11 protein-coding genes are annotated in these 15820 nt (G+C 64.5%); 4 read left to right on the top strand and 7 right to left on the bottom strand.

The window, feature by feature from the left end; all coding sequences use genetic code 11:
- Positions 1-50: 50 nt before the first annotated feature.
- The gene (locus DK366_RS11915; RefSeq protein WP_109125858.1) at positions 51-755 is read left to right on the top strand and encodes a DUF4386 domain-containing protein; all 705 of its coding nucleotides are present in this window, start codon (positions 51-53) and stop codon (positions 753-755) included.
- 250 nt (positions 756-1005) lie between these two features.
- Complete coding sequence (locus DK366_RS11910) at positions 1006-2457, top strand: peptidase S10 (RefSeq protein WP_232821025.1); 1452 nt, start codon at positions 1006-1008, stop codon at positions 2455-2457.
- Positions 2458-2530: 73 nt separating this feature from the next.
- On the opposite strand, the gene DK366_RS11905 is transcribed toward DK366_RS11910, so the two are convergent.
- From DK366_RS11905 to DK366_RS11880, 6 genes are all read right to left on the bottom strand, one after another.
- Positions 2531-3556, bottom strand: a complete 1026-nt coding sequence (locus tag DK366_RS11905) for a TraB/GumN family protein (RefSeq protein ID WP_157956510.1) — start codon at positions 3554-3556, stop codon at positions 2531-2533.
- Positions 3557-3735: 179 nt separating this feature from the next.
- On the bottom strand, positions 3736-5319 hold the full coding sequence (locus DK366_RS11900) for an inorganic phosphate transporter (RefSeq protein WP_198651525.1): 1584 nt from the start codon (positions 5317-5319) through the stop codon (positions 3736-3738).
- 134 nt (positions 5320-5453) lie between these two features.
- Positions 5454-6884, bottom strand: a complete 1431-nt coding sequence (locus DK366_RS11895) for an aldehyde dehydrogenase family protein (protein WP_109125775.1) — start codon at positions 6882-6884, stop codon at positions 5454-5456.
- 22 nt (positions 6885-6906) lie between these two features.
- Positions 6907-8550 (bottom strand): acetolactate synthase large subunit, encoded by a 1644-nt coding sequence (locus DK366_RS11890; RefSeq protein WP_109125774.1) that lies wholly within the window; start codon positions 8548-8550, stop codon positions 6907-6909.
- An 80-nt stretch (positions 8551-8630) separates the two neighbouring features.
- Positions 8631-10016 (bottom strand): exodeoxyribonuclease VII large subunit, encoded by a 1386-nt coding sequence (gene xseA, locus DK366_RS11885; protein ID WP_109125773.1) that lies wholly within the window; start codon positions 10014-10016, stop codon positions 8631-8633.
- A gap of 125 nt (positions 10017-10141) precedes the next feature.
- Entirely contained in the window at positions 10142-11614 is a 1473-nt protein-coding gene (locus tag DK366_RS11880; RefSeq protein ID WP_232821019.1) for a phospholipase D-like domain-containing protein, read from the bottom strand.
- A gap of 78 nt (positions 11615-11692) precedes the next feature.
- Between DK366_RS11880 and DK366_RS11875 the strand changes: the two genes are divergently transcribed.
- Entirely contained in the window at positions 11693-13642 is a 1950-nt protein-coding gene (locus DK366_RS11875; protein WP_109125771.1) for an acetyl-CoA hydrolase/transferase C-terminal domain-containing protein, read from the top strand.
- Between the two features lie 4 nt (positions 13643-13646).
- On the opposite strand, the gene DK366_RS11870 is transcribed toward DK366_RS11875, so the two are convergent.
- Entirely contained in the window at positions 13647-14384 is a 738-nt protein-coding gene (locus DK366_RS11870; protein ID WP_198651524.1) for a helix-turn-helix domain-containing protein, read from the bottom strand.
- Between the two features lie 175 nt (positions 14385-14559).
- Here DK366_RS11870 and ispG point away from each other — a divergent pair, with 175 nt between their 5' ends.
- On the top strand, positions 14560-15816 hold the full coding sequence (ispG, locus tag DK366_RS11865) for a flavodoxin-dependent (E)-4-hydroxy-3-methylbut-2-enyl-diphosphate synthase (RefSeq protein ID WP_109125855.1): 1257 nt from the start codon (positions 14560-14562) through the stop codon (positions 15814-15816).
- The last annotated feature ends 4 nt before the right edge of the window (positions 15817-15820 follow it).

Here is a 15820-nt window from a genome sequence, read left to right as displayed (position 1 = left end):
GCGGGTTGTCGATGGGGTGACACACTCGTTGCGTACCGGAGGGAATGGCCATGTCATCGCTCAAGCGGGATGCACGTATCGCAGGCTTGATCTATCTGGCGCTGACTTTGGTTGCGCCATTTCGACTCATCTATATCCCCGGCAAGCTTTTCGTCCATGGCGATCCCGCGGCGACGGTAGGCAACATCGCGACGCACGAACTGCTGTTCCGCTTCGGCATGTTCGGTGACCTGGTCACGGGCGTGATCAGCCTGTTCCTCACCTTTACCCTCTATCACCTGTTCAAGGGGGTGGACAAGAAACTGGCGGCACTGATGTTCGTGCTCGGTTTCATGGATACGCCACTGTATTTCTTCAACGTGCTCAACGACGCCGCGGCGCTTCTTGTCGTGCAGGGCAACGATCTGTTTGCTTCTTTTGAGCCGGCCCAGCGAAACGCATTGGCGGCGCTGTTCCTGCGCCTGCACGGGGAAATGATTTCCTGCGCGGAAATGTTCTGGGGCCTGTGGCTGTTTCCGCTGGCGCTGCTGGTGATTCGTTCGCGCTTCCTGCCGCGTTTCCTGGGCTACTGGTTGATCCTCAATGGTCTGGCCTACCTGGCGCTGTGCGTGTCAGGCGTGGTGTTTCCAGCCTATGAAGACATCATCGACAAGCTGGCCTTTCCGTTGCAGCTGGGCGAAGTCGCCTTCGTGCTGTGGCTGGTGATCATGGGTGCGCGGCCCAAGGGCGACGTCGTGGCCACGCCGGTGGCGTGACGCGGGGCGTTTGCCGGGGCGGTCGCAAGGTCCTGCCCCTGTCTTACGGCACTGGTGGCGTTTCGCCGCTTGCCTCATCTATGCCGTTTCGCCCGCGCGTTGCCGTGGGCCGATTCCCGTGGATCTTTGCGTGAGAGTGTCGATGAATCCTGTTCTGCCTGTTCGAGGTCGTGCCGCCCGCGTGGGGCGTGGTGCCGCGTGGTGTGCGGCGGTGTTTGCATTGGGCGTGGCGCTGTCTCCCTGGGCGGCGATGGCCGCTGAAGGCAAGGATGCCAAGCCAGCGGCCGAGGCTGCCGACAAGAAGTCCGATGGCGAGCTGCCCCCGCTGCCGGCGGACAAGACCATCAAGCAGAGCGTGCGCGTCGGTGGCCGCACGGTGTCCTACGAGGCCACGGTGGGCACCATTACCGTGCGCAACGACAAGGGCAAGAAGATCGCCGATGTCGTCTACACCGCTTATGTGGTCCCGGGCAGCGATCCGCATCGCCCGGTGACGTTCGCCTTCAACGGCGGCCCCGGCGCATCGTCGGTGTATCTCAACATGGGCGCCATCGGTCCCAAGCGCATCCAGTTCGGCGTGGACGGCGATGCGCCTTCCGATGCCGCGGTGACCAAGGACAACCCCAACACCTGGCTCGACATGAGCGACCTGGTGTTCATCGATCCGGTCGGCACCGGCTTCTCGCGCTCGCTGGAAGACGACGAGCAGACCAAGAAGGATTTCTATTCCACCGAGGCCGACATCAAGTACCTCTCGCGCGTGGTGTACGACTGGCTGGTGAAGAACGGCCGCCTGCGCGCACCCAAGTACGTGATGGGCGAAAGCTACGGCGGCTATCGCGCGCCGCGCATCGCTTATGAACTGCAGACGCGCATGGGCGTGGGCGTGAATGGCCTGGTGATGGTGTCGCCGTATCTCGATCCGGCCGCTATTGGCGACGGCGACGGGCTGTCCCCGTTGCCGTGGATGATCAACCTGCCGTCGATGACTGCCGCGCACCTGGAAAGCCAGGGCAGACTGACGCCGGCAGCCATGACGGATGTCGAGAACTACGTGCGCACGCAGTTCGTCACCGATTTCCTCGCAGGCCGTTCCGACCCGGGTGCCACGGGCCGCATCGTGCAGAAGGTTTCCGCGTACACCGGCCTCGATCCGGCGGTGGTGTCGCGCGTGGATGGTCGTGTCGACATCGGCACCTTCCTGCGCGAAGTGCATCGCAACGAGAAGAAGATCGGCAGCGTTTACGACTCCAACGTCACCGCGTTCGATCCGTTCCCTGGCTCGGCCGATCGCCAGTCCGGCGACCCGATCCTCGAAGCGCTGCTCGCACCGACCACCAGCGCCATGGTGGATTTCGTGACGCGTGAAGTGGGCTGGAAGACGGATGCGCATTACGAAGCGCTGTCCTACGCCGTCAACAAGGCCTGGGATCGTGGCAACGCCGATGACAAGCCGGTGGCTGACCTGCGCAAGGCGATCGGCAACGATCCGAACATGAAGGTGCTGATCGTGCACGGTTACAACGACCTGTCGTGCCCGTTCTTCACCTCGCGCCTGATCATCGACCAGATGCCGACGTTCGGCCAGGCACAGCGCGTGAAGCTCTCGGTGTATCCGGGCGGCCACATGTTCTACAGCCGTCCGGGCAGCGCCGAGTCGTTCAAGTCGGATGCGGCGGCACTGTACGGTTCCACCAAGTAAGCAGTCATTGCTGGATAGCAAAAGGCCGCGCTTCGAAAGAGGCGCGGCCTTTGTTTTGGACGGCTGGACGGCGTTACTGGATTTCGTCGGGCGAGCGCACGGTGAATCCGCGGGCCTTGAGCTTCGCCAGGTAGCCGTCGGACGAAAGCAGTTGATCGATCGACAGGATGGCCACGGTGCTGCGGTTGCGGACCATGGCTTGTTCGGCGGCATCCATCCATGCCGCCTCGATGCGCTGCGGCAAGTCCGGAATATTGAGCTGGTGTTCGAAATCGCCATTGATGGCTGCCACGATGCACGGCTCGTAGCGTTTCTGCGGCATCAGTTCCTGCAGGGTCTTCATGTCGCCGGTGGCCCATGCATTGGCGCGCTGGGTGAGCTTGGGCAGGTCGTTTTCCACCATGTGCATGGTTTCGTCCAGGCAGGCGATGCCCTGTTGCTGGTCCTGGTCGGCGGTCTTGGTGGGTGGAGCGTGGGTGATCAGCAACTCGTAGCGCACGCCGATCAGTCGCGTGCCGTGCTTGCGCGCCAGCCTTTCCACGATGCTTTCCAGGTCGACATCGTTGGTGAGGTCCTCGGCGGCCATGGCCTTTTCGTAGAGCTGCTGGGCGACGATGATGGGGCGCTGAAATTCCAGTGCATCGTCATCGCCAAGGTATTGGTGACGCAGTACGAGCCAGCGCTGGTACATATCCGGTGGCAGCAGGTGCTGCAGCGTGGCGCCGCCCGGATTGAGCTTGGCCGACGGCTGCAGCGCGAGGCGCGAAAACAGGCTGGGCGGCATCCTCAAACGGGCCGATGGCGCTTCCAGCAGCTCGGTGGAACGGCCCAGTGCCGCTTCAAGCTTGGTCCACTGCCACTCGGCATGTTTGGGCAGCGGCGACATGGTGCCGATGATCCACAGCACATGATCGCCGCGACGCACTTGCCACAGGGCCGGTCCGGGCTGTTCGCCACGGACGGTGATGGTCTGCAGATCCACCGCGCGCGCAGGTGCTGCCGGCGCGGGCGCCGTGCTGGATGAAACAGGTGCCTGTTGCGCAAGCGCAGAGGTGGTCAACAACAGCGCCGCAAGCCAAAGGGCGGTCTTTGCGTGCATCCGGCAAGCTCCTTGTAGGGACGCGACGGCTAAATCCCGCATGGGCGGGCGACATGATTGAACAATAGCCTGAGACGCGACGCTACAAGAGGCGCGTGAAGATGACCGCTCAACCGGCCCGCTGCTGCCGTTCGCCAGCGATCCCGGGCGCGCGCCGGGGCGCCCGCTCCGTCTAACGCTTAGAAGAGGTGGCGGAGGACAATATAGAGACCGCCGGCCAGCAGGATGGAGGCGGGCAGGGTCAGCACCCATGCCATCAGCAGGTTGCGCACGGTGGACCATTGCAGGCCCGAGCCATTCGCCGCCATGGTGCCGGCCACGCCGGAGGTAAGCACATGGGTGGTGCTGACTGGCAGGTGGTACATGTCGGCGGCCTGGATCAGGCTCATGGCCACCAGTTCGGCGGATGCGCCCTGCGCGTAGGTCAGGTGTTCCTTGCCGATCTTTTCGCCCACCGTCACCACGATGCGCTTCCAGCCCACCATGGTGCCCAGGCCCAGCGCGAGCGCCACGGCCACCTTCACCCACGGCGGAATGAACTGGATGGCCTGCGTGCCAAGGCCGCGCCAGCTGGTGAGCGTGGCGGTCTGCTCCTTGCTGAGGCCCGGTTCCGCCAGAACCAGCGGAATCGCCGCGTTGGCAAGGTAAATGTCATTGCGCACGTTGCCCATCTGCTCCGGCGGCACCGACTTCAGCGAGGGACGATCGCCCACCTGACGATTGATGTCGCCGATCAGCAGGGCCAGTGCCGGTGCGGTGGTGGCCTGCGCCGTGCGCTGCTGCACGGCGGCAGTGACGGTGGCGCGCGGGTCGCCGTCGAACGTCGCGTTGCCGGGCAGGCTGCTAAGCACGTGTTGCGCATCCACCGACACCTGGTGGAACGTCTTTACCTGGCCGCCGGAAACGGCGCCATTCAATGCATACGCCGTGGGCACCGTGCCGATCAGGATGAGCATGATCAGGCCCATGCCCTTCTGGCCGTCGTTGGAGCCGTGGCTGAAGCTCACGCCCGTGCAGGTCAGCACCAACAGGGCGCGGATGGGCCACGGCGGCGGCTTCTTGCCTTCTGGTGCGCGGTAAAGCGCGGGGATCTTCACCAGCGTTTTCAGCAGCAGCATCAAAAGACCGGCCAGCAGGAAACCGGCGATGGGGGAGAACACGAGGCCGCGGAACACGCCCATCGCGGCATCCCAGTTCACGCCGCTGGTGCCGGTGTGTTCCGAGATCAGCTGGTTGGCCAGGCCTACGCCGATGATCGAACCGATCAACGTGTGCGAGGAGGAATTGGGCAGGCCGAAATACCAGGTGCCAAGGTTCCACAGGATCGCCGCGATCAACAGAGCGAACACCATGGCAAAGCCGGCCTGCCCACCCACCTGCAGGATCAGTTCCACCGGCAGCAGCGACACCACGGTAAAGGCCACCGCGCCGGAAGAAAGCAGCACGCCGAGAAAGTTGAAGGCACCCGACCAGATCACTGCCAGGTTGGCCGGCATGGAGTTGGTGTAGATCACCGTGGCCACCGCGTTGGCGGTGTCATGAAAGCCGTTGACGAATTCGAAGGCCAGCGCAATCAGCAGTGCGACGCCCAGCAATACGAAGGGGCCAATGGACTGGGCACGGACGGCCGAAAGATCTTGCACGAGATGCAGGCCAGCGTAACCCGCGCCAATCAGCAGGATCACACCAAAGACAAGGGCAAAGATGCGACCGGATCCCGGGCGTGATGGTGCGGTGGAGACGACAGCGGCTTCGGTCTGCATGACATGCCCTCATGGTCGGTCTCGCGCAAGCTAAACACCCGCGCAAGACAGAAAGGTGACAAGCCAGGGGCGGTCCCAGGGGGCCTGCTACGGCTATGTAACAGGCCTTTGGGCTGGCGATTCCGGTGACGGAATCAGCGCTCGCGCATCACCATGAGACGCAGTTCTGTCATGTCCTCAATCGCCCAGCGTACTCCTTCGCGACCAATGCCGGACAGCTTCACGCCGCCATACGGCATGTTGTCCACGCGGAAGCTGGGGACGTCGTTCACTACCACGCCACCCTGGTCCAGTTCGTTCCAGGCGCGCATGGCGTTGGACAGGCTGTCGGTGAAGATGCCGGCCTGCAGGCCGTAATCAGAGTCGTTGACCATGGCGACCACGTCGTCGAAGGTCTTGAACGGTGCGAGCAGGGCGAACGGGCCGAAGGCTTCCATGCGGTTGGCCTTGGCGTCCGTGGGCACGTTTTCCATCAACGTGGCTTCCAGCATGGCGCCGCTGCGCTTGCCGCCGCACAACACCTTGCCGCCACCCTTGCGTGCATCTTCGATCCAGCCGTGCAGGCGTTCGGCGGCGGCTTCGTCGATCATGGGGCCGAGGAAGGTGTCCTTCTTCTTGGGGTCACCTGCCTTGAGCTTCTTCACCGCGCTGACCAGGCGCTTCTTCAGTTCGTCGTACAGCGACTCGTGCACATAAATACGTTGCACGCTGATGCAGCTTTGGCCCGATTGATAAAACGCGCCGAACACCAGGCGATCGATCACGTAATCCAGCTTCGGTGCCTGGTCGGCATCGATGATGCACGCTGCGTTTCCACCCAGCTCCAGTGTCACCTTCTTGTGGCCGGCACGCGTCTTCAAGTCCCAGCCAATCTGGCTGCCGGTAAACGACAGCAGCTTGAAGCGCGGATCTTCCACCAGTGGGTTGGCGTGCTTGCCATCGAGCGTGAGCACGGAGAACGCGCCCTTGGGCAGGTCGGTTTCGGCCAGCACCTCGCCGATGATCAATGCGCCAATCGGCGTGCGCTCGGCGGGCTTCAGTACGAACGGGCAGCCCGCGGCGATAGCTGGTGCCACCTTGTGGGCGACAAGGTTCAACGGAAAGTTGAACGGCGTGATGAACGACACGGGGCCCAGCGGCACGCGCTTGGTGTAGCCATGATAGCCGTCCAATCGCTTGGCGATTTCCAGGTTGATGGTTTCACCGTTGGTGCGCACCGCTTCCTCGGCGGCGATGGTGAAGGTTTCGATCAGGCGCGTGACTTCGCCATCCGAATCCTTGATGGGCTTGCCCGCCTCCACGCACAGCGCATAGGCCAGTTCTTCGCGACGCTCCTTGAAGCGCTCGGCGCAATGCTGCAGCACCTGCTGCCTTGCCCAGGGCTTGAATTCGCGCATGGGAACGGTGGCTTTCACCGCGGCGGCAATGGCCTTTTCGGTGGCCTTCGCATCGGGCACGGCCACCTTGGTGGCTACCTTGCCGCTGAACTTGTCCAGCACGTCCATGGTTTCCTTGGACGTCTGTGGCTGGTTGGCAAGGTAGTAGGGGTAACTCTTGGCAAGCATGGATGGCTCCGGGCGTAAGCGGTCAGACGGCTGCACTGAGCCGCGGTATCTCTTCGTTGAGGATGCGGTGGTTATCGGAATAGTCGATGGCCAGATCGATCAGATGCACGCCGCCGGCATTGAATGCGCGTTCCAGCGTGGGCAGGAATTCATCGGCGCTGCCAGGGCGGTGCCCGTGCGCGCCGTGCGCTTCGGCGAACTTCACGAAATCAGGGTTGCCGAACACCATGCCGAAGTCGGCATAGCCCATTTCGGCCTGCTTCCATCGGATCATGCCGTAGGCATCGTCGTGCAACAGCAGGATCACCAGATCCAGCTTCAGGCGCACGGCGGTCTCCAGCTCCTGCGCGTTCATCATGAAGCCACCGTCGCCGCAGATGGCCAGCACCTTGCGCTCGGGGTAGACCATCTTCGCCGCCATGGCGGAGGGAAGGCCTGCGCCCATGGTGGCGAGCGCGTTGTCCAGTAGCACGGTGTTGGCCTGGCGTGCGCGGTAGTAGCGCGCATACCAGATCTTGTACATGCCGTTGTCCAGGCACAGCACGCCGTCGTCGGGCATGAAGCGGCGCGTGTCGTCCACGATGCGCACGGGGTGCATCGGGAAGCGATCATCGCGCGCGTGGAACTTCAGTTGCTCGTGAAAGGCGTTGCGCACGCGATCGAAATAGCTGAAGTTCCAGTGCGCCTGCGCTTGCAGCGCATCGGTCAGGCGCTCGATGGTATGGGCGATGTCGCCCACCACTTCGATCTGCGGAAAGTACACGGCGTCCACTTCCGCGCTGGAGAAGTTGATGTGGATGACCGTGCGTCGTCCCTTGCGCATGAGGAAGGGCGGTTTCTCCACCACGTCATGGCCTGCATTGATGATCACGTCCGCCGCGTCGATCGCGCGATGCACGAAGTCGCCATCGGAGAGTGCTGCATTGCCGAGCCACAGCGGGTGATCCTCGTCGATGACGCCTTTGCCCATTTGCGTGGTGAAGAACGGGATGCCGAGTTTGTCGACGAAATCGCGCAGCGCCACGGTGGTGCGTTGCCGGTTGGCGGCGGCGCCGATCATGAGGATGGGATGCCTGGCGCGGCTGATGGCCTCGGCGGCCTGCACCAGCGCGGCGTCGTCCGGTGCGGGGCGTCGCGCGTATTCGGTGGGCAGCAGGATGGCTTCTTCCACCGTATCGCGCGCAATGTCTTCCGGTAGCTCCAGGTGCACGGCGCCGGGGCGTTCTTCCTCCGCACGACGGAACGCCTCGCGAATGCGGGCCGGGATGGTGGAGGCCGACACGATCTGCCGCGTGTACTTCGTCAGCGGCTGCATCATGTCGACCACGTCGACCAGCTGGAACAGGCCCTGCTTGTGTTCGCGTATGGGCTTCTGCCCGGTGATCATCAGCATGGGCATCGCGCCGAGCTGCGCGTAAGCGGCGGCGGTGACCAGATTGGTGGCGCCGGGCCCCAGGGTGGAAAGCGCCACGCCGGCTTCGCCGGTGAGCCGTCCCCAAGTGGCCGCCATGAAGCCGGCGGCCTGTTCGTGGCGGGTCACGATGAGTTCGATGGGGGAGTCGCGCAGCGCTTCGACAAAGTCCAGGTTTTCTTCGCCTGGTACGCCGAAAATGCGATGCACGCCTTCGGCTTCCAGAGCCTTTACGAACAGTTGCGCTGCCTTCATGCCTGGCTCCTCGCAGGTAAGCTTGCAGCATGCGATAGGCATCGTTCACGCCGCGTGAGCTGCGATGCCCCTGCGTCGCACTAGCTCTTCGGCGAGGAACGCTTGGGGGTTACCACCAGCGGCAGCTCGCCATCGGCGAGGCGGGCACGCAGCGGCGTGCCTTCATCGACACCTTGCGCGGAGCGCACGACCTTGCCGTTGGCATCGAACAGGATTGAGTAGCCGCGTTCCAGGGTGGCGAGCGGACTGATGGCGTGCAGCGCACGACCCGTTTGCTGCAAGGTAAGGCGGTCGCGTTCCACCTTGCGCTCGATGGTGTTGCGCAGGCGCTGGTTCAATTCGGCAAGCTGGCGTTTCAGCAGCATCAACCGCAAGCGCGGGTGTTGTGCAACGAGTCGCGCATGGGCGCGTTCGAGTTGGCTGCGTCGCTGTTGCGTCTGTTCGCGCTGCACGCCGAGCAATCGACGCTGAAGATGCGTCAGGCGTTCGCGGTCGCGTGTCAGGCGAGCTTGCGGGCGTTGGGCCTGCAGCCGTGCGAACAGATGATCCACGCGCTGGATGCGGGCCTGCAGGCGTCGCTGCTCCAGTGTCACCAGTCGTTGTTGAAGTTGGTGCAAGTGACGACGAAGGGCTGCGGCGTCCGGTACCAGGAGTTCGGCTGCAGCGGAGGGTGTGGGTGCGCGCAGGTCCGCGACAAAATCCGCGATGCTGAAATCGATCTCATGGCCCACGGCCGATACCACGGGCACCGCGCTTGCGTGGATGGCTCGCGCCACCTGTTCGTCGTTGAACGCCCAGAGATCTTCCAGCGAGCCACCGCCGCGCGTCAGCAGCAGCACGTCGTACCTGCCGCTGGCCGACGCCTTGCGCAACATCTGCACGATGGCCGGCGGCGCCTCGCGGCCTTGCACGGGTACGGGCAATACTTCGACTTCCGCCAGCGGCCAGCGGCGTTCCATCACGCTGAGCACGTCGCGGATAGCAGCGCCGGTGGCCGACGTGATCACGCCGATGCGTCGTGCATAGCGGGGCAGGGCACGCTTTCGCTCGGGATCGAACAGGCCTTCCGCTTCCAGTCGCGCCTTGAGCTGTTCGAATTCGCGCTGCAGCGCGCCTTCGCCCGCCGGCTCCATGTGTTCGGCCACCAGCTGGAATTCGCCGCGCGGTTCGTACAGACCCACACGGGCGCGGACGAGTACATGCATGCCGTCCGCCGGGCGGAACTTCAGCCAGGTGCTCTTGGGACGGAACATGGCGCAGCGCACCTGGGCGCCGGCGTCCTTCAGCGTGAAATAGATATGCCCCGAGGCAGGGCGCGCCACGTTGGACAGCTCACCTTCGATCCAGATCAGCGGCAGCGCGTCTTCCAGCAGATCCCGCACCAGTCGGTTGAGCGTACTGGGCGTCAGGATCTGGCGCGGCGGCGGACCGGCCTGGTCGTTGCTGTAGTCGTCGGGCGAGCGCATGAAGGACGGAGCCTATCATGAGATTCGTCGGTCGAATGCTGGGATTACATCTGCTTGGCCCATCAAGCGCAGTCACGACCTAAGGCATGACGGCTATCTGACTGTATTTATTGATTGATTGCCGCTCAGGCGGGATCGTCCAGCTCGTTCACCTGCTGTCGGAAGCGTTGGCGCAGTCGCCAGGCACGCGCACCGAAATTCAGCGCGAACCACGACGCCAGCACGGCGATAGGCCACCCGATGACGGCGGGCCAGAGGATGGCGACCACGGCGAGCGCCGCCAGGGCGACCGTGCCGATCACCAGTGGCATCGTCGCGGTGTCGCCAAGCACGCGGCGATCGGTGAGTGCTGCGCCTACCGTGTTGGCGATGCGCAGCGCACCTGCCGCCGCGCGGCCCGAGCTGCCGCCGACGTGGCGCGCGCGCTGCGGTGGCGGGGTGTTGCTTTGCACGTGGTCGGCATGGCGGCGCCAGCGGCCCGGGGCGAGCACGATCTCGGTGGCGTTCTCCAGGTCGCGTTCGTACTGCGCGGCCAGCTGGTTGGCGAAGCCTGTGTCTTCCACCGCCACATCGATCTCGCGATTGCTCAACCAGCTGGCGATGTTGAGGTTCGATGACCCGACACGCGCCCACAGTCCGTCGGCGACGGCCGTTTTCGCGTGGAGCATGGAGCCGTTCCACTCGAACACGCGGATGCCAGCCTTCAATAGGGGCCGGTAACCCGAGCGGGACATGCCCGCCACCGCCGGGATATCGCTGCTGCCAGGTACTAGCAGGCGCACATCCACGCCATCGCGCGAAGCGGCGGCCAGTGCCTGCACGTAGGGCGCCACGCCGATGAAATACGCATCGGTAAGCCACAGCGTCTTGCGTGCCATGGCGGCGATCAGTTGATCGAGCCGGTACATGCCTGCGGTGGCTGGTTGAGTCGCAATCACGCGCAGCGCGACCGTACCCGCTTCCTCCTGGGATGCCATGGCCGGCAAGGGCGGCAGCGGCGTACCAATGCTTCCCCAGCTTTCGACAAATGCCAGCTCCAGCTCGGCCACGGCGGGGCCATGCAGGGCGACACCGGTATCCCGCCAGGGCGCCACGTTGCGTGACGCATCGCCCAGCCACTTTTCGCTGATGCATACACCGGAAAGGAACCCGTGAGTTCCGTCGACCACCAATAGCTTGCGGTGGTCGCGACTCACCCAGCCAAACGGCTGCCCGAACTGCGGCGGGTTGAACGCGCGCACCTGGCCGCCAGCGGCACGCAAGGGTGCCCAGAAGCGGTCGCGGGATTGGCCCTTGCAGCCCAGCCAGTCGTACACCACCGCGACAAACACGCCACGCTGCGCGCATTCCACCAAGGCGGCACGAAATTCGCGGCCCACGTCGTCGTCGCGGATGATGTAGTTCTCCAGCAGCACGCGCTCGCGCGCACCCCGGATGGCTGCCAGCCATGCCTCGTAGTGGGCGGCGGCATCGATCAGCAGCTCAACGTGGTTGCCGGAAAGCAGCGGTGCGCCGGCGGCGCGGCTCAATGCCTGTTCGGCGAGAAGGCGGGCGTGGGTGGATGCGGCGGGTTGGCTCATGGCCTGAGTGTAGGACATGGCTTCGGGGCGTCTTCAAGCCGTATTCACTTGGGGCATGTCTCCAATACGCGGCATCGTCACGGTCATGCGGGCTCCATGTCACCTGAGCAATGTCACACCGACGCCGACACCTGCGCCCAGCAGATTGCCGAACGCATCGGCCCGGATCTGCGCGTGGCCGCGCCGCTTGGCTTGGGCAAGCCGCATGACCTGCTCAATGCGATCTACCGGCTGACCCGCGCCGACACGTCCCGTTCGCTCGCGCTTTATACGGCGCTGTCGCTGACACGGCCCCGGCCCGCACCGGGCCTGGAGGCGCGATTCGTTGGTCCGTTCGTAGAGCGCCATTTCGGCGTCGATGCGGTGGACCCCGAATACGCCATCGACCAGGCACGCAACCAGTTACCGTCGAACGTGGCGGTGCACGAGTTCTACATGCAGTCCGGCGCGTTGCTGCATTCGGGCAGTGCGCAGCGCAACTACATCAGCCAGAACTACACGCACGTGGCGCGCGACCTTGCCGTGCAGGACATCAACCTGCTCGTGCAGCTCGTGGCGCGTCGTGAAACGCCCGATGGCGTGCGTTACAGCCTTTCGTGCAACCCCGACCTTACCTTCGACTTCATCGACCGCGTGGTGCAGGCCGGCAAGCCCCGGCCACTGTGCGTGGCGGTGGTGCATCCGGACCTGCCGTACATCACCGGGCACGCCGAGGTGAAGAGCGATTACTTCGATGTCGAACTGCGCACGGAAAAGGCGCCGCCGTTGTTCGCCGTGCCCCGTCAGCCGATCGATGTGACCGAATACGCGCTAGGTATCCATGCCAGCGCGCTGGTGCGCGATGGCGGTTGCCTGCAGATCGGCATCGGCGCGTTGTCCGACGCGCTGGTTTACGGGTTGCGCTGGCGGCAGGAAGACAACACGCAGTGGCGTCGTGCGCTGGTCGCGCTGGACCCGCGCGGCGGAACGCATGCGCTGGCCGCGCGACTGGGTGGCCTGGCGCCACTTCGCGCGGGTCTCTACGGCGCCAGCGAAATGGTGATGGACGGCTTCATGCACCTGCAACGCGCAGGCATCCTCAAGCGTCGTGCGTGGGACAACATGGCGCTGGAGCGCGCCGCAGCCAGTGGCCGCATCTCCCCGGAAACCCCCGGCGGGCACTACCTTCGCGGCGCGTTCTTCCTGGGCTCGCACGAGCTGTACCGGTGGATTGGCGAGCTGGACGCTGCCGATCCGGACGCGCTGGACATGTGCCGTGTCTCCAACGTCAACCAGCTGTATGGCGATCACCAGATGCTGGCCACGTTGCAGCGGCGCGGCGCACGCTTCTTCAACACCTGCATGATGGCCACGCTGCTGGGCTCCGCCGTTTCCGATGGATTGGAGGACGGTGAGGTGGTGAGCGGCGTGGGTGGGCAATACAACTTCGTGGCAATGGCCCACGAGCTGGCGGACGGCCGATCCATCCTGTTGCTTCGTTCCACGCGGCAGGGGCGTGGTGGCGTCGAGACGAACATCCGCTGGAACTACGGGCACACCACCATTCCGCGCCATCTGCGCGACTTGTTTGTTACCGAATACGGCGTGGCCGATTTGCGCGGCAAGACCGACAGCGAATGCATCGAGGCGATGCTGTCCATTACCGATGCACGCTTCATCGATGCGCTGTGCGCGGAGGCCAAGTCGCACGGCAAGCTGGCCGCGGATTTCCAGGTGCCCGAGCGCTGGCGCAATAACCGGCCGGAGCAACTGCGGGAAGCATTGGCGCCCTGGCAATCCAAGGGGCAGCTGCCCGCGTTTCCGTTCGGCAGCGATTTCACCGAGGTGGAGCAACGACTGCTTCCGGCACTCAACTGGCTCAAGCAGCGTGGCACCAGCTGGCGGGGAAAGTCCGACATCCTCAAGGCCATGCTGGCGCCCGGCGATGCCGTGAGTGGTGAGGACGAGGCCTTGGCTCGCATGGATCTCACGCACCCGCACGGCATCCGCGACCGCCTGCTGCAGCGCCTGCTGAAAGCCGCGCTGCGCAGGACGAACGCGGTGTAGCGCCTCAGTGCAGCAGCAATGAGGCGCCCTGTTCGCGCAGGGCCGGCAAGTCGAGTACGTGCAGGCCTTCGCGATCCGCACGAACCCAGCCGCGCTGACGGAAGCGGCCCAGCAGACGGCTGACGGTTTCCGTGGTCAGGCGAAGATGGTTGCCGATGTCGGCACGCGACATGGGTAGCGGCAGGTAATCCGCGGGAAGGCCAAGCACCGCACGGCGATCGCGCAGGTCGACCAGGAATGCCGCGAAGCGCTCCTCCGCCATGTAGTTGCCGCTGCTCAGCTGCAGGCGCGAAATCCGCTGGCTTGCCGATTGCACCAGATGCCACGGCACGTCCGGCTGCTGCTGGGAGACCTGCCGTACGGCGGTATAGGGGAAACGGCAGAACTGCGTCTTGCCCAGTGCCACGACGGCGTTGTCGTGAATCTCGCGTTCCATCGCGTCCAGGCCAATCACTTCGCCCGGCAAGTGGAACGCCAGTACCTGTTCGCGCCCGGCCACATCCACGGCCACCGTCTTGGCCATGCCGGTCTGTACCGCGTAGAGCGCGCGGAACGGCGACATGGGGCGATACAGGTATTCGCCGGTACGCAGCGGGCCCACGCGTTCAGCTATATGACGCAATCCTGACAGTTCCGGGCGGTCATAGCCGCTGGCCTGGCAGACGGCCGCGTGACCGCAGCCGGCGCAGGAGGTGGAGGGCGCCATGCGCGGGGTGCCGTCCTGGCAGGAGGTGTGAAGCATGGGGAACTCCAGGGTCCATCGTGGGGATGGCTTCATGATCCTCGTTCAAGAAGCAGGAGTGGTTCCAATGTGCGGTTTTGCCGCATCGCGCGGCGCGGTGCGACGCGTGTTAGGGCGTGCAGGGCGCTTCGGGTATCCTTTCGTCCGTTGCCGTCCCTTCAAGCGCGATCCCCTCATGAGCGACACCACTTCTTCTCCGCGTCACGCCCATTCCGCCCCGCGCCGTCCCAGTGTCGGCGTCAAGATCGGCAAGATCACGGTGGGTGGCGGTGCACCCATCGTGGTGCAGTCGATGACCAATACGGATACGGAAGACCCGGCCAGTACTGCCAAGCAGATCGCCGAACTGGCGCGCGCCGGCTCGGAGCTGGTCCGCATTACCGTGAATACGCCGGCTGCCGCCGCCGCGGTGCCGCGCATCCGCGACAAGCTCGCCATGATGGGCGTGGACGTGCCGATCATTGGCGACTTCCACTACAACGGTCATCAGCTGCTGGAAGCGGAGCCTGCCTGCGCCGAGGCGCTGGCCAAGTACCGCATCAATCCGGGCAACGTCGGCTTTGGCAAGAAGAAGGACGCGCAGTTCGCCTCCATCATCGAGATGGCCCTGCGTTACGACAAGCCGGTGCGCATCGGTGCCAACTGGGGCTCGCTCGACCAGAGCATGGTCGCCACGCTGATGGACGAGAATGCCGGGCGAGCCGAACCGTGGGATGCGGCGCATGTTGCGCGTGAGGCATTGATCCGTTCCGCGCTGGATTCGGCCAGGCGCGCTGAAGATATCGGCCTGCCGCGCGATCGCATCATTCTGTCGTGCAAGGTGTCGGGCGTGCAGGAGCTGATCGCGGTGTATCGCGACATCGCCGACCGCTGCGACTACGCCTTGCATCTGGGCCTTACCGAGGCCGGCATGGGTTCCAAGGGCATCACCGCTTCTTCGGCGGCGCTTTCCGTGCTGCTGCAGGAAGGCATTGGCGACACCATCCGCATTTCGCTCACGCCCGAACCGGGTGCCTCGCGCACCGGCGAAGTCATCGTGGCGCAGGAGCTGTTGCAGACCATGGGCCTGCGCGCCTTCACGCCGCTTGTCACGGCCTGCCCCGGTTGCGGCCGCACCACCAGCGAGTTCTTCCAGGTGCTGGCGCGCACCGTGCAGGACCACGTACGCGAACAGATGCCGTTGTGGCGCGTGAAGTACGACGGCGTGGAGAACCTTACGCTGGCCGTGATGGGTTGCGTGGTGAACGGTCCAGGTGAATCCAAGCACGCCAACATCGGCATTTCGCTGCCGGGCAACGGCGAGGCGCCGTCGGCTCCCGTGTTCATCGATGGCCAGAAGGCCATGACCTTGCGTGGCGACAATATCGCCCACGAGTTCATCGGCATTCTCGACAACTACGTCGCGTCCAAATACACCAGTCGCGCGGGCTGATCCG

The sequence above is a fragment of the Dyella sp. C11 genome (assembly GCF_003121485.1).
Classification (GTDB): domain Bacteria; phylum Pseudomonadota; class Gammaproteobacteria; order Xanthomonadales; family Rhodanobacteraceae; genus Dyella.
This window is presented reverse-complemented; position numbering and strand designations above follow the sequence as displayed.